The sequence below is a fragment of the Vibrio sp. 10N.247.311.49 genome (assembly GCF_041467655.1).
Classification (GTDB): domain Bacteria; phylum Pseudomonadota; class Gammaproteobacteria; order Enterobacterales; family Vibrionaceae; genus Vibrio; species Vibrio crassostreae_C.
Genome location: NZ_JBFSVA010000008.1, coordinates 151,839 through 170,467, shown reverse-complemented (window position 1 = coordinate 170,467; position 18,629 = coordinate 151,839). Strand labels below are relative to the sequence as shown.

Below are 18,629 nucleotides of genomic sequence, written 5' to 3'. Positions count from 1 at the left end.
ATGGATAAGAGAATTCAAACGAGGCCGTAACCATGAAGAAACCAGTCAAGATTACACTATACCGTTGGGCAGGCAGTTGGGGTCCATTTAAAGTTAACATCCCATGTGGAGAATGTACCCTTACCAAAGACATTCTGAAGGATACTTTTGAGAATGAGTTGGCCGATGTCGATGTCGAACTGGAAGTGAAAGATTGGTTGTCTCACTGGTGGGAGCCGCTAAAACTAGGCTCTTGGCATGCTCCAATCCTTGTTGTTGAAGGCAAGGTTGTCAGCCAAGGTGAAGCGCTTAATCGCGGTGTGTTAATCCAATCCGTGATCAAAGAGTGGACCAAACGAGACAGCTTAAAAGGCAACATCGTTTATGGTAAGGCGACCTGCCCATTCTGTGTTAAAGCAAAGAAAATGTTGGATGAAGCGGGTGTTGAATACCAATACCACGATGTCGTAAAAGATAGCGCCGCTTTGTACCGTATGATTCCAGAGGTAAAAGCACACATTGGTGAGAAAACACCGGTCACCGTCCCGCAGATCTGGCTTGATGGTAAGTACATCGGTGGTGCCGATAACTTAGAAGCGTGGATGAAAGAGAATGGCTTAGATAGCATCCCTAATAATGTGGTCGACTTATCCAATCAATCTGCTGGCTGAGTTCATTAAAAGCCATTAGTCAGAAGCTTAATTAGTGTTTTTTGTGTCCATCCACAACAAAACAAAGCGATAACTTTCACCAATCGCTAAAACGAAAAAGGCCTTAAACTTCATCGAGTTTAAGGCCTTTTAAAATTCCGTTTTTGAAAATGCTTATTTAGCCATTTTCTTCATCATTCGCTTAAAGAACGATGGTTTCTTTGGCTTTGAAGTGCCGTACAATGCTTCGTGCATCATGTTTTTTGCTGCCATTTGACCAAGGTATGCGTGGCCTAGTTCGTAATTCATGCTTATCTCCGCACATAGTCAACTTTCTTTAGCGCGGATTCTACACTTAAAACGCCCAAAAACAAGATCTAAATCACACTTTAATGCAATATTAAGCATTCATTTGCAATTAGCCTAATTTTGTCTCTGTGCTAATCAGCATTGTTTTTGTATATCAATGAGTTAACCTAAATTCTGGTTTGAGCTTAATGCTCCATTCCTAATAACAACCCAAGACATTGATTTAGACACTGATAAAAAAAGCAGCTCAATAGAGCTGCTTTCTAAAATGCTTTACTGAGAAACCTAGCTGCGCTTTGGCTGTCTGTAAGTTTTACCGGCAATTTGGTATGTGTCTTTTTGCTTCAATTCAAACATCGTTTCAAAGAACCAAGCTGCAAATTTGATTAAGTCATCGCCTTCATTCATAACATGTTCGATGTACTCTTGCTCTTCGCCTTGTTCATTTTCTTGAAGCGTCACGTGGTAAATACGCTTTTCGCCTTCCACTTCAGCAAGTGCAAATTGACCAGTCAGTGATGCAGCAGCCTCAGCGACTTCTGTATCCTCATTGGATTTCAATAGCTCAAGCGCTTTAGGCAGGCCATCTAGTGCGCAGATAGCTTTTACCAGTACTTCAAATTCATTTTGCTGCATTTTGTTTTTACCTATTCAATGGACCGAAGCATTGTAGAAAACCATCAGCACAAATACAACGTATTAACGATGGTGCGTTAAACGATAGTGAATTTGGCATTTAACTATATTCCACTTCAACAGTATCGCCTTTCTTGTTCATTTTGGTTGAAGACCAAAGCACTCCGCCCATGGCTGCACCAATAATGAGGTAGAACACGCCTAATTGAAGATGAGTCGTGACCCAACTCTCTACAAGATACCCACCCAATAAACCCGCTAAACACATCTGAATTGAACCAGACAATGCCGACACCGCGCCCGCTTTCTTCTTATGAGGTTCTAATAGCATACTGATCGATAGAGGGAAGGAGATACCTTGAGCGATAGCTAACCACGTAAATGCCCACACTAAGTTAAAGATGGATAACTCATGAGTAAGTAACCAAGTCCCTGAAGCTAAAATGATCAAAATCGCAAGACTCATCAATTGTGGTGTACTAAACCTACGATTGAGCAAGTTCAAAGCCACGCTACCAATCAGTAAGCCAGCCGAAGGGACTATCATCAACGATCCGTATTCAGCGGCTGTCAGCCCCAATTGCTCTTGCATTAAGAATGGAAACAGTGATAGCGACACCAAACTCGCCATGTAACTCATCCAATTATAACTGGCACTGGTCAACACTTGGCGATTCGTCAACAAACGGCCATAGTTCTTGACCACTTGACTGACTTCAAAGCGGCTCTTCCCGTATGGCAAAGTTTCATGAAGAACAAAATAGCCGAGAGTGAATATCGCCAGTAAATACACAAGAACAAACAGGAACACCGCCTGCCAACCGAGGTGGAATGAGATCCAACCACCAAACACGGGCGCAATAATCGGCATGATCGAAGCGGTGACCGAAATATAAGACAGTGCTTTGGTCAGTTGAAGGCCATCATAGCTGTCGCGCAGCACACTTCGCCCAAGAACCGAGGCACTACCCGCCCCTAAACCTTGCAGCAAGCGACCAACTTCTAGCGCCGTCATATTGTCAGAAAACACAACACAAACAACAGTACCAATCAAATAAACACCCTGACCTAACAAGAAGATAGGTCTTCTCCCCACGGCATCGGACATCGGCCCATAAAATAGCTGAGACAAGCCAAAACCCACAAGAAACAGCGTAACGAGCAGCTGTACATCTACCTGAGTCACACTTAAGTCTGAAGCAATTAGCGGCAATGATGGTAAATAGATACTCACCCCTACCTGCCCTGTAGCTATGATCATCATGGCTAAGAGTAGCGGTGTTTTTTTAAAGGTCGATTGGCTCAAAAAATTCCCTATTCGTTTGTTATTTGTTCATCAGATGAGTTTACATTCAAAACCAATAATTGATAATTAGCTAAATTGGAATTTAATTAAGTCCCAACAGGAAATAATATGGATTGGATTCTTAACGTAAAAAGTTATGTAAAAGTGGTGGAAGAAGGCAGCTTCAATGGCGCAGCGCGTAAACTCAATACCACCAGCTCAGCGATCAGCAAAAGAGTGAACTGGTTAGAAGAACGTATCGGCACTCAACTATTAAAGCGCACCACGCGCTCAATCAGCCAAACCGAAGCGGGGGCTCTCTTTTATCTGCGAGCCAAGGATCAGCTCGATAATTGGCAATCGATTATTGATGAAACCCGATCGGTTAACCAAACGCCTGCGGGCCTACTAAAGATAGGCGCAACCATTGCTGTTGGTTCTAAGTTTCTCGTGCAATACATGGACGACTTCTTAGAAAAGTATCCAGACATTAAAGTACAGCTTATCACCACCACGCCAGGTCAATTACCTGAGCTTGGCTTGGACCTGGTGATCAGTCGTGAACTGGAACAACTCAACTCGTTAAGCTTCAAGAAAACACCACTGTTCGAACACAAAGCTAGCTTTTATGCCGCACCAAGTTACTTGGCTAAACATGGTTATCCCATCAACGAGCAAGACTTAGAGCAGCACAACTCCTTAATATGGGGAGAGCGTCCTATTCGTGAAGTCACGCTAACTAAAGGACAGCGCATCACTTTGAACGGTAACTTTGCGACCACCAACCCTGAGGCTTTGTTTCATGCCGCCAAGCGAGGAATGGGCGTACTGTTAACCATCAAAGCAATGATCAAAGAGGATCTTAAACAAGGGACACTGGTTCCAGTATTACCAAATATAACAGCCGACGAAGTGATGGTTTACGCGTACTACCCTAAGCTTGACTACTCACATACACGAACCAAGCTATTTTTAGACCACCTAAAAGATAGGCTAGACAAAGAAAGAAATAGTCAAATTTTGTGAAATATATTGCACTAAATTTGAAAAATCACACAACACGACCAATAATAAACTAGACGCATATCAAGATTATTAATGCAAGTTGCATTGTTAATACTTAAGACAGCGCTGCTACAAGATCGTATACACAAGATCATACACATACAGCTTACACACGATTCTGGTTGGCTACGGATGGTGACTATGACTCAACATACACGCAATAGCATGATAGACACAGAGCGCATTGGCCGCTTACTCAAATTGGAAGGTATCGACCTTTTAGAATCTGCCGTGCTTACTTTGCATCAAACCTTCGGTACTCAATACACCAGTATCATTGAGAAAAAGCACTTCCCCGATCAAATGGTTCCTTTGGTAATTGCCCATTCTGACCATGTACTGCATGACAAAATAAACGCACGCCATGGTCACATATACCAACAAGCCGTTAATCAAAAACACCCAGATTGCTCATTTGCTCAGTATATCGTTCAGTCACTCCCAACATCAGCATTTAGACAGGAAATCACCTCACAGAACTCAATCGCTATCCCAGCACGCAGTCAAAGTGGCGAAGTCATGGGTGTGCTTTTCTCAACCTTTAGTTCGCCTATGAGTACAGATCAACAACAAGACGTGATAAAACACCACCAGTTGTTCGCAGATATCGTCATTCACACCTTGCGTGAAATGTGGTTCAACGACCGTTCTGAGCAACTGGTTAATCAACTCAGCTACGAAGTATCACACGATAGTCTAACTGGGCTATTAAACCGTAGCTGCTTATCAGACACCTTGGAATCGATCACTCAGCAGAGTGTCACTCCCTTCACGCTCGCTCTGCTCGACATCAATAGCTTCAAAGCCATCAATGATATGCACGGTAATTATATTGGCGATAAGGTACTTCAGTTCGTTGCAGAGACCTTGCGCCGAACCTTGCCCGACAACAACCTGACGTTCCGGACGGCTGGCAACGAGTTCGCCTTCATCACCTACCATTCTGATCCGATAGCCGTGTGCGAACAAATACTGGCCAAAATTAAGCAGGGCTACAGTAGCGTTGATATCAAGATAGATTTCGACGTCAGCATCGGTATTGCCAGTTCGGATGGAGACAACAAAGACGTTGAGCAAATCATCTTCAATACCAGCTTGGCGCTTAAAGAGTGTAAACACAGCCAAGATACTCATATTCAATGTTATGACACTCACTTAAGAGTTCGTTACCAAAGAAAAACCGAGCTAGTCGCAGCGCTACGAAGTGAGCTGGAAAACCCAATTTCACAAAGCTATATCCCCGACAGCAATGGAATGTACGTAGTGGTACAGCCGATTGTGGGTCAAGGTGAAACGCAATGGGAATATTTCGAGGTACTGACTCGCTGGAGAACCGCCAGACATGGAGACATCTCACCCGTAGAGTTTATTCAAGTGGCAGAAGAGTCAGGGCTGATTGTCGAATTAGGTGAACGCATTATTGAATTGGTGTGCCGCGCTAAAACCACACTAGAGCAAGGCTTGGGCTACAAGGTTAAACTTGGAATCAACTGCTCTGCGCACGAGCTTACTGATTCGAAACGTTATATATCCTACCTGACTCGAACCATTGAACAGCACCATTTTAAGGCGAATGAGTTTGTTATCGAGTTAACCGAAACCGTTCTGTTATCGCCAACACAAGAGACAAAATCCGCGCTTAACTTTCTGAGAGGACAAGGCTTCACGATTGCACTCGACGACTTTGGTACAGGCTACTCCAGTTTGAACTACATCCACAGCTACCCTATCGATTGCATTAAAATTGATGCGACCTTTATTCGAGACTTGTTAACTAGTTCGACCTCAGAGAGCGTAGTATGGCTGATTGTTCAACTGGCCCATAGACTCGATGTATCTTTGGTTGCGGAAGGTGTTGAGAAGCATGAGCAATTAGAAAAGCTGCACGCGATGGGATGTGACAAGATCCAAGGTTACCTCTACTCACCTCCAATGCGACCTGAAGCTATCGTTAGCTATGTCGCGCACTCAGAGCCTTTAGTTTAAACCCTTACCGAACCTTCTATTGAGAACTAAAAAGCCGCAAGAGCATCACTTAACACTGACTGTGCTTTGTGATGCTCTTGCGGCTTTAAAACAGTTTAATGGCTAGCTACTTACTAGCATTATTAACCATTGCTAGATTGCGCGTTTCTAACGCTGCCTTCAATAGCTTGTCGGCTTCATCTCTCGCGGCTGTGAATGTCGCTTTTTCCTTTTTAGGCACAGAATCGGCCATTGGGATATTCGCTTTCATCGCATCAACAGGGCGACCACGTTCGATCAGTTCATAGTGCAAGTGAGCACCTGTCACTCGACCCGTTTTACCCGATAGGCCAATACGTTGACCACGAGATACCGTTTGTCCTTTACGAACAAGGATCTTGCTTAAGTGCAAGTAGCGCGTTTTATAAGTGCTACCGTGTTGAATCACCACATAGTTACCCGCATAAGGGTGTTTACGCGTCATGATCACTTTGCCATCACCCGTTGCTTGAACAGGTGTGCCAATTGGCGTCGCGAAATCTGTACCGTTGTGCGGTGAGATTCGGCCAGTCACAGGGTGTAAGCGCTTAGGGTTAAACTGAGAACTTTGGCGCCAGCTACTGCTCACTGGGTAACGTTGGAAAGCACGTTGTAAGCTATCGCCATTAGCATCGTAATATTGTCCGTCAGTGTGTAAGTATGCTGACACAACGCGGTTACGATTCATGATCTTAATTGCTTCAATTTCACGTTTTCCGGTTGCAACACCATCAACATATTGCGCTTTTTGAAGCACTTCAAACTGATCGCCAGCACGTAGGTCTCGGCTAAAGTTCAGCTTATCTTTAAGAAGAGTCACAATATGGTCAATCTCAAGACTGCTCAGGCCAACCTTGTTCGCCGACATAGAGAAGCTGCCTTGAATATCACCCACTAAAGGTTTTTGCTTCCACTCGCCCGGAATAGAGATATCTTCAAACTCGTATGTACCATCTTCAAGCAGTCGGTAAACCACTTTATCTGCAACACTAAATTGAAGTTCCATTTTGGAAAGGTCGCCCGTCGCTTCATCACGCCAAAAACGCAATGTGTTACCTGGGCGAAGCGTGTCTAACGCAAGGAAGTTTAAATCGGTTTCCATCACGCTCATCATCGATTTGTAAGAAAATCCAAGCTGAGTGAAGATGCTACTCAAGTTATCGCCAGATTGAATTTGATACTCAAATGTCGGCGGCTCAATAACGGTAACAGAAGATGGTGACAGAATTGACTCAATAACGGTTGAGTCGGGCAAATCAAGATCGATCGTTTTCGTCAGATCCGATTGTGACGATTGCAAAGCAACACCAATCGCAGCAATAAGTGGCAGTCCCAAAATAGCTACTTTTTTTACAGGTGAAAGCTCAGCAAACGGAGAGGGAAATATTTTTGAATACACGGTAAACAGGTCTTTCTACGATATAAAGGCATAGGATATGCTTTTCAAACGCATAAATCATCAATGCATTGTCATAATATGATGTGAATCTTCCCAACTTAGCCTAAGTCATTGAGTTGCCGTAGATGAAGAGCCACTAGATAAGAAATAAAATTAACCGCTAAATTTAAAAATAAAAAAGCAGAAACGGCTAGTTTCTGCTTTCTATTGGTTTACGTTATTCCGTTTCGAATAATTAATAAACGAAGCGAATTAGTCGCTGGTTTTAAGAAAAGATTATGCGTTTACCGTCGACACTAAGCAGTTGTCTTCACCAAACTCATTTGGGATGTAACGGTCAGCATTCGCATCGTTCACCCATTGTTGGTCATCAACTAGGTAGCGGAATTGAAACTCGCCATCTTTAGGTAGACGAGTTTTAAACTTGTAAACCTTCCCTTTGGCCAGTTTTTTCATTGGGGTGGCTTTCCAATCAAGAAAGTCAGCAACGATAGATACAGAGTTCGCTTCCTGAGCTTCTAGCTCGAAGGTCACTTCAACTTCATCTTTCGTCTTAAAAAAACGTTTATTAATCATTCGCAAGCTCCATTTGTAATAATAAGCGGACACAAAGCTAACTGTGTCTAAATTTCATTCATCTAACTAAGATAATATGTAATTTGGCTCACATAAACAACAGATCCTTACATTCACGAAAACGTTATTGCTTACCAATTGATTGCGTATCAAAAGAAAAACTCATTAACACCTTTTCAGAAGGGGGTTCTGCAAATGATTGTTCCGCAGAATGCTGAGTAAAGCCGATAAAACCTTCCCCAGTAAGTTTATTCTGTGATTGCGAACCTGGCTGCTGAGCTACCTCCAATGTCTGAATTTGTATACGATCACCCAGTAAAAGTTGGTCGACTAACACCACACGGCTTCGTTGCTGGTCATGCTTAAACAGGCCTAGATAATAGAAAACACCGCTGCCTTGGTTAGATATCCACATCGGCGCGACAAAGAAACTCGCCTTGCCCAACGTGGCGGCTGAAAGATTATTGGTGTCTACCGTTACCACACCGCGCTCAACACCTGAGTCATAGCGTCCAAACGCGATGGCTCTAGGCTCATCAACTTCATTGATAAAAGCGTAGGCGTTAGTCTCAGGAACTTTAATTGTCCATGGATTGGTCGTCTTCAAATCAAAAACGGTTTCTACGACTGGGTCATAACTGACTTGAGAAGAAGGAAACTTCGCCAAGATCTCTTCATCACTTAAGCTAAAGCGATAAATACCCGCTACTATCACCACAACCAGCATGACAATTGGAATCAGTAGAATCAGAGGGATAGGTAAGATTTTCTTTTTCATGGGCAATTATATTCTTTTGTTTTCATCCAGTTGTGCAGACCATAAAGGGCTTTAGTATAATTATCAATACAGGGTTAACCAGAAGTGGAGCATGGATGGATATCAATCATATTAAAGATAGAAATATCAGAAGTTGCGAATGCCGCTGTGGAGCAGTCAACCTAGTATGCCGAGGTGAACCTCAACGTACATCTGTCTGCCATTGCTATGAGTGTCAGAAACGCACCGGAAGTGTGTTCGGCGTTCAGGCTCGGTTCCCAATAGAACAAGTTACACTCAGCGGTGAAGTGACCTCTTTTTCACGCATCAGCGATACGGGTAATGAAGTCACCTATCAGTTTTGTCCCAAGTGTGGCACCACCATGCTTTTGCAGTCGGTTGCCGCCGCTGATTTTTATATCGTCCCGCTCGGGTTATTTAAAGAGCAAGACTTCCCACTGCCGAGCTTTTCGGTTTATGAAGAACGCAAACACGGTTGGGTTAAGTTCGACCACCAAATGAGCCATTACAACTAGTTCGTCATTGAGCGTTATCTTTATCTCGTTATTGACCGTTATCTTTATATAGCAACAGTATTATAACAAACTGCAATACTGTTGCCTAAGATCAAATATCAACGCTTCACAGCGCTAGCGTATCTTTTGTCTAGCGTTATAATCTTGCTCCTCTATTTAACCCAGGGTGAACCACATGATTTCTAAGTTACCTCGCTGGGTTGAATACGGCGCCCTTTTGTTAGCTGGTCTTGCTGGCAGTGTTAATGCTATCGGCTTACTTGGCTTCCAACATCAAGCTATCTCCCATATCTCCGGCACCATGTCTTTGCTAGGCAGTAGCCTGCTTACACCGACCTCGGCTTCTGTTCACCTCCTATTGGTGATCATGAGCTTCATGTTAGGTGCGGCGTTCAGCGGGTTCTTTATTGAAAACCAAGCATTGAAGTTAGGACGCCGTTACGGTGTTGCACTATGTATTGAGGGTGGATTGCTGTTTTTGGCGCTGTGGACACTGTTGCAAGGCTATACTTCAGGTCAGTATTTCGCTTCAGCCGCGTGTGGTTTGCAGAACGCGATGATCACCACTTACAGCGGGGCAATCATTCGAACAACACACATGAGCGGGATCATTACCGATCTTGGGATCATGATTGGCGCTCGCTTAAAGGGGATGCCTTTTGACCGCCGTAAAGCCAAACTGCTAATTTTCATTGTGGTTGGCTTCCTGTTTGGCGGCTTAATTGGCGCTTGTCTGTTCCAACGCTTCGAAATCTTGGCATTGGCTTTCCCTGCCTCTTTTGCTTTCATTATTGCGTTTAGCTACTGGTTATACTTGACCTATCGAACTGAAACCCCAGTCAATTTATAAATATCTGGCAATATAACCTCAAACTACGTAACATCCGCAACACTTTATTCTAAACTCTTAATACGTTGCAGAATAACCAGTATGAATATTTAGCGATATTTGATGAATAGTATTGCAAGCGATATTAATACTGGGTAATCTTGCACCCAATGAGAAAATACGGACGTTTAGTGAATAAAAATGCCAAGGATGTGGCTTTTTTACGTGTAGAAATTCGAGAACAATAACATGTCTAACAACAAGAATACTGCTCAAACAGAGAAATCTAAAGGCAGTTTCTGGGTTTTCTTAATCCCATCATTGATTGGTTTATTCCTTTTCATGGCGCCAATCAGCTATCAAGGTGATCTAACCATCCCTGTAGCTATCTTAGCCAAATCAATTCAAGCGGTTTTCGGTGAGTCTCTAGTTGCTATTATCACTGCAATCGTTGCTTTCATGTCTGTAGCTTCAGTTTTAAGCACCATTTTTAAGCCTACATTCATTACATCAAATTCATTTTTAAACGGCCTTTTCAACCCATCTCCACTGTGGTTGCTGGTTCGTTTAATTGGTGGTGCTGCAGCCGTTATGGCTTTCTTCCAAGTTGGCCCTGAGGTTATTTGGGAAGAAAATACTGGTGGTCTGGTTCTAGAAGGCCTGCTTCCGACACTGTTCTCAGTATTCATCTTTGCTGGTTTGCTACTTCCGCTTCTACTTAACTTTGGTCTACTAGAGCTGTTTGGCACGCTACTAAGTAAAATCATGCGTCCAATCTTCAACCTACCAGGCCGCAGTGCTATTGACTGTATGGCTTCTTGGTTGGGTGACGGCAGTGTTGGTATCCTGCTTACAAGCAAACAGTACGAGAAGAAATTCTACACTCAGCGTGAAGCTGCGGTTGTTGGTACGACTTTCTCAGCAGTATCTATCACATTCAGTCTTGTGGTTATTGCTCAGGTAGAACTAGAGCACCTGTTCCTACCTTTCTACGCAGCAATCTGTTTAGCGGGTATTGTGGCAGCGGTGATCATCCCTCGCCTTCCACCACTAAGCATGAAGAAAGATACTTTCATTGATGGCAGCAAGCCGCACAAAGACGCTGACGCGATCCCAGCAGGTCACTCAACGTTCTCTTGGGGTCTTGAGCTAGCGGTAAATAAAGCATCTCAAGTAAAGTCGGCTAAATCTGTATTTGGCGAAGGCGTTCGTAACGCCGTAGATATGGTATTTGGCGTACTGCCTGTGGTGATGGGCCTTGGTACGATGGCACTGGTTATTGCGGAATACACATCGGTATTCTCATTCCTAGGTCAACCTTTTATTCCGTTCCTAGAGCTACTTGGTGTTCCTGAAGCGGTTGCGGCATCTGAAACCATCGTGGTTGGTTTTGCAGACATGTTCATCCCAGCAATCCTTGCGGCTTCTATCGACAACGAGATGACTCGCTTTGTTATTGCAGCAATGTCGGTAACTCAGCTGATCTACATGTCTGAAGTGGGCGCTCTGCTTCTAGGCAGTAAGATTCCAGTGAACATCTTAGAACTGTTTATTATCTTTATTCTACGTACGTTAATTACGCTTCCAGTTATCGCTGGTGTAGCGCATCTAATATTCTAAATTAGATACTACTTATGTAACTCAATAAAGATTCAGTTTATAAAGCCTCACTTTTGTGGGGCTTTTTATTAGCACAAATATATACACAGCATTATTTAGAGTTCAATCAATTTATAAGTTCTGTATATCACTTGATTTCATATCATTTATTCAACCCACCTCTTGTTAATAGAAAACTGAACGCATAATCGTCAAATTAATACATTCTTAATCCCTCCTTAAACTCTGTCTAGCCCCATTCCCCAACTCATTGAACCAAATACTAAAAGTAACAAATATGTGATTTAGTGAATTTTGTATTGTTTAGGTTGTTGTATTTTTGCAGTCTATTTTGTGAAATTACATTCAAGTAAAACCCAATCTAGTCGATATATATAATTACAAAAACACGATTAACTTTAGTCTTCGCAAAGCCTGTGAGAAGGGGAAAACTCAATGAAATTTAGCCATAAGGTGGTTGCTGCATCATCAGCCTTGCTGCTAGTGACAGTATCATTGCTTTCAATACAACAACTTTACACTGTAAGAAGTGCAGTAGAAAACCACGTCAATGCGAGCCTGAAAGAGATGGTCTCGGGCGTGAAAAATACCGTCGTATCGGAGATGAACGCCAAGAAAGCGTTGGCTCAATCGACGACTGAAGTCATCGAGATCAACCCTGAAGATCGCGCTTACGTTAAAGAAATCTTAGAAAAGCCAAAGCTTAAAAACAGCTTCCTAGCGGTTGGTTTTGGTTATGAAGCAAACGGTTTCGTTATTGAAAATGATGATGGTTGGGATGCCGGTCCAGACTACGACCCACGAATTCGTCCTTGGTACATTGATGCTAAATCCAAAAACAGTTTAGTTGTTACCGCTCCTTATGTGGATGCATCAAGTAAGAAAGTCATCATATCAGTAGGTACTCCAGTTAAAGACAACGGCCGCTTTACTGCGGGTATGTTCTACGACCTAGAATTGACGAACCTTGCTACCTTGGTCAACCAAGTGAACTTGTTTGATGCGGGTTACCTGTTCCTAGTAACAGCCGACGGCACCACGATTGCTCACCCAAATGCGAAAAACAACGGTGAAACGCTATCAAGCTACATGCCACAAGCGACTATTCGTGAAGGCTCTCAAGAAATTGAAGTCGACGGCAAAATGTTCCTAGTTAATTTCACCCACATCCCTAGTGAAGATTGGTATATAGGTGCCATCCTGGATGAAGAGATCGCGTTCCAAACCGTTGAAGAATTGAAGAACAGCTCAATGATCTACTCGTTGATTGCAGTTATTCTCAGCATCATTGCACTGACTGTTCTGATTCGTGTGTTAATGCGTCCACTGGATGCGCTTAACCAAGCCATTCAAGATGTGGCGAGCGGTCAAGGTGATTTAACTAAGCGCCTAGATACCAACACAGACCAAGAGTTCTCTGACCTAGCGAAAGGTTTCAACACCTTTACTGAAAACCTGCAAAATCAGATCATTCAATCGAAAGCGATTGGTGTTGAAATTAAGCGTGGTACTGAAATCACGGTTAAAGGTGCAGGCGAATCAGCGAAAGCGATGAATACCCAACTGGAAGAGCTTGAACAGTTAGCGACTGCAATGAACGAGATGGCGGTGACTGCAACTGAAGTTGCAAACAATGCTCAAGGCGCAGCAGCGGCAGCCCGTGAAGCAGACGAAGCAACGCTAGACGGCACATCTGTCGTAAGTGACACCACTCAAGCGATTGATAACCTTTCAGCACGTATCGACCAAGCGGTTGCCGAAGTACAAGTACTTGAATCAGCAACAGCCAACATCGAAACAATTCTAAAAGTAATCAACGATATTGCAGACCAAACCAACCTACTGGCATTGAATGCGGCTATTGAAGCGGCGCGTGCTGGTGAATCAGGCCGTGGTTTCGCAGTCGTTGCCGATGAAGTTCGTACTCTGGCACAACGTACTCAAGAATCAACTACGGAAATCCGCAACATGATCGAGCAGCTCCAAGCGGGTGCAAGCTCAGTATCGAACGCGATGAACCAAAGTAAAGACACAGCCACTGACGCCGTTGAACGCGCTCAGCAAGCGAACTCTTCACTTGACCGTATCCGTGACGCGATTCAACGCATCTCAGATATGAACATCCAGATTGCTTCAGCGGCAGAAGAGCAGAGCTTAGTAGCGGAAGAGATCAATAACAACACTGTTAAGATCAAAGACCTTTCAACACAAGTATCAACAGCGGCCCAAGAAGCGAATACCGCAATGCAGCAGCAAACTGACAATGTTCGCCAACAAGACGAGCTATTGAATAAGTTTACGGTTTAACCAAGGTTTGGCTCAGTTGCCGTTTGGCTGAGTCGCCATTTGGTTTAGTTACCGAGCAATAGCTTAAAATAAAAAGCCCCGATTACTGATTGCCAGTAAGCGGGGCTTCTCTTTCTAGTCTATCCAAGTTAACTCGTGACAGGCTTCAATTCATTCGTCGTTAACATCATGCATTGGTTCGATTCCACCTTGATGGTTAAATCCTTACCAACACATTCAAACACATCATCCGACAGTAAATCGGTTACCGCACCAGTCCAATTTAATGAGGCTGTTTTGCTTCGCTTCGACTTGTTGATCACCACAATGCCTTTATCGCCACGGACAAACACCAACAAATCATCATTCGCTTCAACCACACGCATCGCTTCGCCATGAACATGGTTATGGAATTGAATCATGCTTTTCATGTAAGGCGCTTGCCAGTCGTTAAGCCAACGAGGCTGACCGCTCTTGTCCAGAATACCGCTGGTGCTCAGTTCACTGTAAACAAGCGGCACACCGCCGTCTCGACCAAGAATGAAAGCATGAGCCAATCGCTCATCCACTTCATCCATCACATGCTCCAAAAACACCTCGTTATTGGGAATATCATGAGTGACCGCAAACGTGATCGCTCGCATATTCGACAGAGCCTGACCAAAACAGTATGGGTTAATCAAAGACTTAAAGCTGCCCTGCTCTTCAAATGCTTTGAAGATGGTGTTGAACAACGGGAAATCGTAAGCGCCTAAGCGAGTGTGTTTAAGATAAGGCTCAAGGAACAGCTCATACTCTTCTTCTGTCGCGCCGCCATCGGTAATGATCTCACCGAAGATGTGCATTTCTTCGCAGATGTCATCCGTCCACACCTTGCGTAGGTGTGCCAGTGTCATATGCTTTGCCGCATCAATGCGAAATCCTTTCACACCAATCTCTTTCAGTGCTTTTAGGTAGGCTCTTTGTTGTGCCACCACATTATCGTTATCGAGTAGCGTTGGCAGGCCAGGATCGCTGGCGCCACCGGTAATACGCCCGTTTTGCACTTCCCACGTGTCTTTCCAGTTCTTGATACCAAACGCTTCCACGAAGTCGTTCTCATCAAAAAGAGGCTCAGAAAGGTCACCAAACAAACGTATGGATTCATAATAGTCAGCATCTTTTTGATAAGACGCCATGTCTTGCTGATTGGGATACGTTAGATCACCGCGGATACCCGATTCGTTGGCCATGTGGTTAAACACCACATCCACATAAGTACGAAGCCCATGTCGCTTTAACGTGTCGACCATCGCTTTAAAATCTTGTGTGTCACCCAACTGATTATCGATCACACGATAGTCTTGGGGCTGATAGCGTTGCCACCATTGAGTACCAGAATTTCGATCGCAACCTTTAGGGCCGCGCAGCGATTTCATCGCCGGTGATACTAAAACAGATTTATAACCCAACTCTTGGATCAGTGGGGCGTTCTTCATTACGTCAGCGTAGCACCAGTCAAAGGCATGCAATATGACATCTGTCGCTGGTTTGCTTAACATAGCTGAACTCTCCATGTTGTTCTCCTACCAAACTCGTTTACAGCTTTTTAGAAAAGGCAAAGGCTAAAAGGCAAAGCTGCAATAAATTTCCTCAAGAATGGCATTTATTATATGAGTTACTCATTAAAAACCCTCCTCCTCCTACCAATTACTCACGGTGGATGGTTGAGGGCGTAGCACCAATTATCGCATAACGTCTGGGATGAACACTCAACCGTAGTGCTTTAAAACGCGCACAAAAGTCACAAAAAAGGAGCGTATATACGCTCCTTTTATTCAATCTAACACATATTTATAACTAAGTTCTGTAAAGAACCTTCACGATGTGCCAGCCAAATTTTGTTTTCACAAGGTGTGGTACAAGCGTCTCGCCAGAGAAACAAACCTTATCAAACTGAGGCACCATTTGACCTTTTTTGAACTCACCTAGGTCGCCGCCCTTTTTACCAGATGGACAGGTTGAATGTTTCTTCGCTAGCGTTTGAAATTTAGCGCCCTTTTTAAGCTGCGTCATGATGTCTTCTGCTAGTTCTTTATGCTTCACCAAAATATGAAGCGCTGCTGCTGTTCTTGCCATGATAATTCTCAGTTTGTTGCTGCCAGTTTACTTACGACGATTACTTAGAACATCGCGAATGAACTGACTGTTGTAAATCTGTTTGCCGCTAACGGCTTATCGACATAAATTCATCGACAGCCAGCGTTTAGCGTGATTTTAACCCAAGAACCGCTATTCTTCACTCTATAACCGAAAACAACTGCCTTAAAGGCCATTAAAAACCGCATCGCGACTTGCTGCGGCTTCCATTTCCCTTTAAATTAATCCTTATAAATTAAGCGCGTATTAAGTAGGAGCCACTTATGGCCAAACCGATCAGTAAAGCGAGTCAGTCACAGGGAATGTTGATGTTCAAGTTGTCCCTCACTCAAAGTTTTGCGATTGGCACGCTTAAGGTCAGAGAAATCGTCCCTTTTCAGCCGATGACTCAGATCCCCTACTCCCATCATCACGTGATTGGTACAGTGACTATCCGCGACCTTACAGTTCCTGTGATTGATATGTCCGCTGCGATTGGCTTCCGTCCGATAACACCCGCTGAATACCAAGATTGTGTACTCATCGTTACTGACTGTTTGAGAACAGTTGTGGCGTTCTTGGTTCGTTCAATTGATAAAATCATTGAATGCGACTGGAAGAGCATTGAATCTCCACCCACCAGTGTGGGTCGCAATGTGTTTGTAACGGGTATTACACGTTTTGAAGACCGTATTGTGCAAATGCTCGATGTGGAACTGCTGCTTTCTAAGATCTACCCAGCTTATGAGAATGCTCATATCCCGATGCTGACCGATGTAGAAAGGGAACGCCTCAAAGCATTGAACATCTTATTAGTGGATGACTCTTTGATTGCACGTAAACAGTTATCTGATGCCTTAGACAGCATCAACATCCCTTACAGCATATGTAACAACGGCTTAGATGCCATCGACCTAATGCGACGCCAAGCCAGCGCTGGCAATGCCATTGATCTTCTGGTGAGTGATATCGAGATGCCGGGATTAGATGGTTATGAGCTTGCATTTGAAGTGCAAAACGACAGCGCTTTAAGTCACGCTTACTGTATTTTGCATACCTCACTGTCCAGTGAGATCTGTGTCGACCGTGCTAATCAGGTGGGGGCGCATGAAGCGCTTGAGAAGTTCAACGCGGGTGAATTAATCGAAGCTATGCTACGCGGCGCAAAAGTCTTAAACGGCGCCTCTACGGCTGCTTAGGCTCTGTTATAGAAGCTAAACCTGGCATAGTGCTCAATGGTTTAGCTTCTTAGTCTCTTCTTTCTTCAAATCTTAATAAGAATAGAGCTAACCGTTAGTCTTTGTTTTCTGGCATAGACTTTTTCGGCATAGAGTAGCTCTTACTCACAAATTCCACTTCCTCGACTTCATTCACATGATTGGTAAAAGAGGCCAATGCATAGAGAGTGTTCGCGACTAGGTTGGCGTATTTAAAAAGAATCGGGTCTGGCGACTTTTTGCTTTCATGATGTTCAATACTCACCAAAGCTCGCACAACTTTCTTAGCCTGACAACGACACAAGTGAAGTTCACTAGACACTCGGTGTCCACCGGGTAAGACAAAGCCTTTAAACCCCCCTTCTAACTGCTCACGGATACGATGATAATCTTGCTTGAGCTCGACCAATTCAGACTCGGTGATGGCAAGCTTACCGCGCACAGAGCCATTCAAATGGTAGATGTTTGGCTGCAAGCGTTGCAGGATCTCACGAACCTGAGGCTCTAGCTCTAAAGACAACACCAATCCAACTCGGCAACAAAGTTCATCCGACAAAATCTCAAAATCACAGATAGGACTGTCTTCATAAATAAACGGGTAACAGAACTCGTCCCAATCTCGACTTACTGGTTTCACGTACCGATCCTTACATATAAATAGTCATCAAACGCCAATATACCAAACTCTTTGATTTAGACATAAAAAAGCCCTCACATTGGAGGGCTCCTAAAGAAATCGATTAAACGAGATTACTCGTTAGATACTTTTTTGTGACCTTCTTGTAGGTGAACGAAATCCACCAGATCGTCGCCTGACACTTGGTATGCCTGACCAAAGCCTTTAACGAACAGGCCGTTCTCAGCTTTAAGGTTAAACAGAGAGAAGTCTTGAAGTTGGCTCAAACCATCAATGATTTCACCAAAACGCTCTTGCATCTGGCCAATCACTTGAGTCCAAAGTTCCGTTTCACGCTCCACAACACTTGCTTGAGCATCAAACGTTAAACGTTTACGTGCGTAAAGTTGCTTCGAGCTCTCTTCGTCTTCAATCATCATCAAAGAGACCTGAGGGTTCGCTTTCAAGTTGCGAGCATGACGAGCAATATCAGAAATTAGAACAAAGTAACCTTCTTGGTTCTGAACGAAAGGTGCGTAACTTACGTTCGGGCGACCTTCTTCATCAACCGTTGCAAGTTGAAGGGTACGGCGCTCTTGGCGAAACTCTTTAATTTCTGGACCTAGGCGACCTTGTAGACGTTCTTGTTTTACTTGCTGTTCCATGGATAATTCCTTTCTTCACTTTCTCTGATTTATTATTTTTGCCCAAGGTTGAGCGATCATTAGCGAACTAAACGATCCTCGA

At 43.8% G+C, this 18,629-nt stretch carries 18 protein-coding genes; 8 read left to right on the top strand and 10 right to left on the bottom strand.

The genetic code is table 11. The features are described 5' to 3' along the window. The first annotated feature begins 32 nt into the window (after nucleotides 1-32). Nucleotides 33-650, top strand: a complete 618-nt coding sequence (locus AB6E54_RS10675; RefSeq protein ID WP_017062739.1) for a glutaredoxin domain-containing protein — start codon at nucleotides 33-35, stop codon at nucleotides 648-650. 153 nt (nucleotides 651-803) lie between these two features. Here the strand turns inward: AB6E54_RS10675 and AB6E54_RS10670 are convergent, their stop codons facing one another. The 3 genes from AB6E54_RS10670 to AB6E54_RS10660 form a co-directional block, all read right to left on the bottom strand. Continuing rightward, entirely contained in the window at nucleotides 804-938 is a 135-nt protein-coding gene (locus tag AB6E54_RS10670; RefSeq protein WP_010431176.1) for a hypothetical protein, read from the bottom strand. A 285-nt stretch (nucleotides 939-1,223) separates the two neighbouring features. Further along, nucleotides 1,224-1,574 carry a hypothetical protein gene (locus AB6E54_RS10665; protein ID WP_372103849.1) on the bottom strand — a complete coding sequence of 117 codons (351 nt, stop codon included), beginning with the start codon at nucleotides 1,572-1,574 and terminating at the stop codon, nucleotides 1,224-1,226. Nucleotides 1,575-1,674: 100 nt separating this feature from the next. Beyond that, nucleotides 1,675-2,880, bottom strand: coding sequence for a multidrug effflux MFS transporter (locus AB6E54_RS10660; RefSeq protein WP_372103852.1), 1,206 nt, complete (start codon nucleotides 2,878-2,880; stop codon nucleotides 1,675-1,677). A gap of 108 nt (nucleotides 2,881-2,988) precedes the next feature. Here AB6E54_RS10660 and AB6E54_RS10655 point away from each other — a divergent pair, with 108 nt between their 5' ends. After that, nucleotides 2,989-3,885 carry a LysR family transcriptional regulator gene (locus AB6E54_RS10655; RefSeq protein WP_009845717.1) on the top strand — a complete coding sequence of 299 codons (897 nt, stop codon included), beginning with the start codon at nucleotides 2,989-2,991 and terminating at the stop codon, nucleotides 3,883-3,885. Nucleotides 3,886-4,065: 180 nt separating this feature from the next. Further along, nucleotides 4,066-5,910 carry a putative bifunctional diguanylate cyclase/phosphodiesterase gene (locus AB6E54_RS10650; protein ID WP_372103855.1) on the top strand — a complete coding sequence of 615 codons (1,845 nt, stop codon included), beginning with the start codon at nucleotides 4,066-4,068 and terminating at the stop codon, nucleotides 5,908-5,910. 106 nt (nucleotides 5,911-6,016) lie between these two features. Here AB6E54_RS10650 and AB6E54_RS10645 read toward each other — a convergent pair whose 3' ends face one another. The 3 genes from AB6E54_RS10645 to AB6E54_RS10635 all read right to left on the bottom strand — a co-directional run bounded on the left by AB6E54_RS10645 (nucleotide 6,017) and on the right by AB6E54_RS10635 (nucleotide 8,681). Then, the gene (locus tag AB6E54_RS10645; protein WP_136975961.1) at nucleotides 6,017-7,327 is read right to left on the bottom strand and encodes a peptidoglycan DD-metalloendopeptidase family protein; all 1,311 of its coding nucleotides are present in this window, start codon (nucleotides 7,325-7,327) and stop codon (nucleotides 6,017-6,019) included. 276 nt (nucleotides 7,328-7,603) lie between these two features. Next, nucleotides 7,604-7,903, bottom strand: a complete 300-nt coding sequence (locus AB6E54_RS10640) for an isoamylase early set domain-containing protein (protein WP_009845720.1) — start codon at nucleotides 7,901-7,903, stop codon at nucleotides 7,604-7,606. 124 nt (nucleotides 7,904-8,027) lie between these two features. After that, nucleotides 8,028-8,681: a hypothetical protein gene (locus AB6E54_RS10635; protein ID WP_017064322.1), complete on the bottom strand. Its 654-nt coding sequence runs from the start codon at nucleotides 8,679-8,681 to the stop codon at nucleotides 8,028-8,030. 32 nt (nucleotides 8,682-8,713) lie between these two features. On the opposite strand from AB6E54_RS10635, the gene AB6E54_RS10630 reads away from it, so the two are divergent. From AB6E54_RS10630 to AB6E54_RS10615, 4 genes are all read left to right on the top strand, one after another. Then, nucleotides 8,714-9,196: a GFA family protein gene (locus AB6E54_RS10630; protein ID WP_170926836.1), complete on the top strand. Its 483-nt coding sequence runs from the start codon at nucleotides 8,714-8,716 to the stop codon at nucleotides 9,194-9,196. A 175-nt stretch (nucleotides 9,197-9,371) separates the two neighbouring features. After that, nucleotides 9,372-10,046, top strand: coding sequence for a YoaK family protein (locus AB6E54_RS10625; RefSeq protein ID WP_017062746.1), 675 nt, complete (start codon nucleotides 9,372-9,374; stop codon nucleotides 10,044-10,046). A gap of 228 nt (nucleotides 10,047-10,274) precedes the next feature. Next, a complete protein-coding gene (locus AB6E54_RS10620) occupies nucleotides 10,275-11,645 on the top strand; it encodes a YjiH family protein (protein ID WP_372103858.1) in 1,371 nt (456 codons plus the stop codon). 435 nt (nucleotides 11,646-12,080) lie between these two features. Continuing rightward, on the top strand, nucleotides 12,081-13,952 hold the full coding sequence (locus tag AB6E54_RS10615) for a methyl-accepting chemotaxis protein (RefSeq protein WP_017062748.1): 1,872 nt from the start codon (nucleotides 12,081-12,083) through the stop codon (nucleotides 13,950-13,952). 128 nt (nucleotides 13,953-14,080) lie between these two features. Here the strand turns inward: AB6E54_RS10615 and AB6E54_RS10610 are convergent, their stop codons facing one another. Together AB6E54_RS10610 and ppiC are read right to left on the bottom strand one after the other, a co-directional pair. After that, nucleotides 14,081-15,487, bottom strand: a complete 1,407-nt coding sequence (locus tag AB6E54_RS10610) for an alpha-amylase family glycosyl hydrolase (RefSeq protein ID WP_017062749.1) — start codon at nucleotides 15,485-15,487, stop codon at nucleotides 14,081-14,083. 283 nt (nucleotides 15,488-15,770) lie between these two features. Then, entirely contained in the window at nucleotides 15,771-16,052 is a 282-nt protein-coding gene (ppiC, locus tag AB6E54_RS10605) for a peptidylprolyl isomerase PpiC (RefSeq protein WP_372106936.1), read from the bottom strand. Between the two features lie 281 nt (nucleotides 16,053-16,333). Here ppiC and AB6E54_RS10600 point away from each other — a divergent pair, with 281 nt between their 5' ends. Further along, nucleotides 16,334-17,248, top strand: a complete 915-nt coding sequence (locus AB6E54_RS10600; RefSeq protein WP_017062751.1) for a chemotaxis protein — start codon at nucleotides 16,334-16,336, stop codon at nucleotides 17,246-17,248. Between the two features lie 94 nt (nucleotides 17,249-17,342). On the opposite strand, the gene AB6E54_RS10595 is transcribed toward AB6E54_RS10600, so the two are convergent. Together AB6E54_RS10595 and hutZ are read right to left on the bottom strand one after the other, a co-directional pair. Further along, a complete protein-coding gene (locus AB6E54_RS10595) occupies nucleotides 17,343-17,903 on the bottom strand; it encodes an ATP--cob(I)alamin adenosyltransferase (RefSeq protein ID WP_048610703.1) in 561 nt (186 codons plus the stop codon). A 113-nt stretch (nucleotides 17,904-18,016) separates the two neighbouring features. Then, nucleotides 18,017-18,547, bottom strand: coding sequence for a heme utilization protein HutZ (hutZ, locus tag AB6E54_RS10590; protein WP_004731858.1), 531 nt, complete (start codon nucleotides 18,545-18,547; stop codon nucleotides 18,017-18,019). Nucleotides 18,548-18,629: the final 82 nt, after the last annotated feature.

Bases quoted from the DNA above. Each gene is read 5' to 3' on its own strand.
- AB6E54_RS10600 (WP_017062751.1), top strand. From the start codon at position 16,334: ATGGCCAAACCGATCAGTAAAGCGAGTCAGTCACAGGGAATGTTGATG.
- hutZ (WP_004731858.1), bottom strand. From the start codon at position 18,547: ATGGAACAGCAAGTAAAACAAGAACGTCTACAAGGTCGCCTAGGTCCA.
- AB6E54_RS10650 (WP_372103855.1), top strand. From the start codon at position 4,066: ATGACTCAACATACACGCAATAGCATGATAGACACAGAGCGCATTGGC.
- AB6E54_RS10675 (WP_017062739.1), top strand. From the start codon at position 33: ATGAAGAAACCAGTCAAGATTACACTATACCGTTGGGCAGGCAGTTGG.
- AB6E54_RS10610 (WP_017062749.1), bottom strand. From the start codon at position 15,487: ATGGAGAGTTCAGCTATGTTAAGCAAACCAGCGACAGATGTCATATTG.
- AB6E54_RS10655 (WP_009845717.1), top strand. From the start codon at position 2,989: ATGGATTGGATTCTTAACGTAAAAAGTTATGTAAAAGTGGTGGAAGAA.
- AB6E54_RS10640 (WP_009845720.1), bottom strand. From the start codon at position 7,903: ATGATTAATAAACGTTTTTTTAAGACGAAAGATGAAGTTGAAGTGACC.
- AB6E54_RS10670 (WP_010431176.1), bottom strand. From the start codon at position 938: ATGAATTACGAACTAGGCCACGCATACCTTGGTCAAATGGCAGCAAAA.
- AB6E54_RS10625 (WP_017062746.1), top strand. From the start codon at position 9,372: ATGATTTCTAAGTTACCTCGCTGGGTTGAATACGGCGCCCTTTTGTTA.
- AB6E54_RS10615 (WP_017062748.1), top strand. From the start codon at position 12,081: ATGAAATTTAGCCATAAGGTGGTTGCTGCATCATCAGCCTTGCTGCTA.
- AB6E54_RS10635 (WP_017064322.1), bottom strand. From the start codon at position 8,681: ATGAAAAAGAAAATCTTACCTATCCCTCTGATTCTACTGATTCCAATT.
- AB6E54_RS10620 (WP_372103858.1), top strand. From the start codon at position 10,275: ATGTCTAACAACAAGAATACTGCTCAAACAGAGAAATCTAAAGGCAGT.
- AB6E54_RS10665 (WP_372103849.1), bottom strand. From the start codon at position 1,574: ATGCAGCAAAATGAATTTGAAGTACTGGTAAAAGCTATCTGCGCACTA.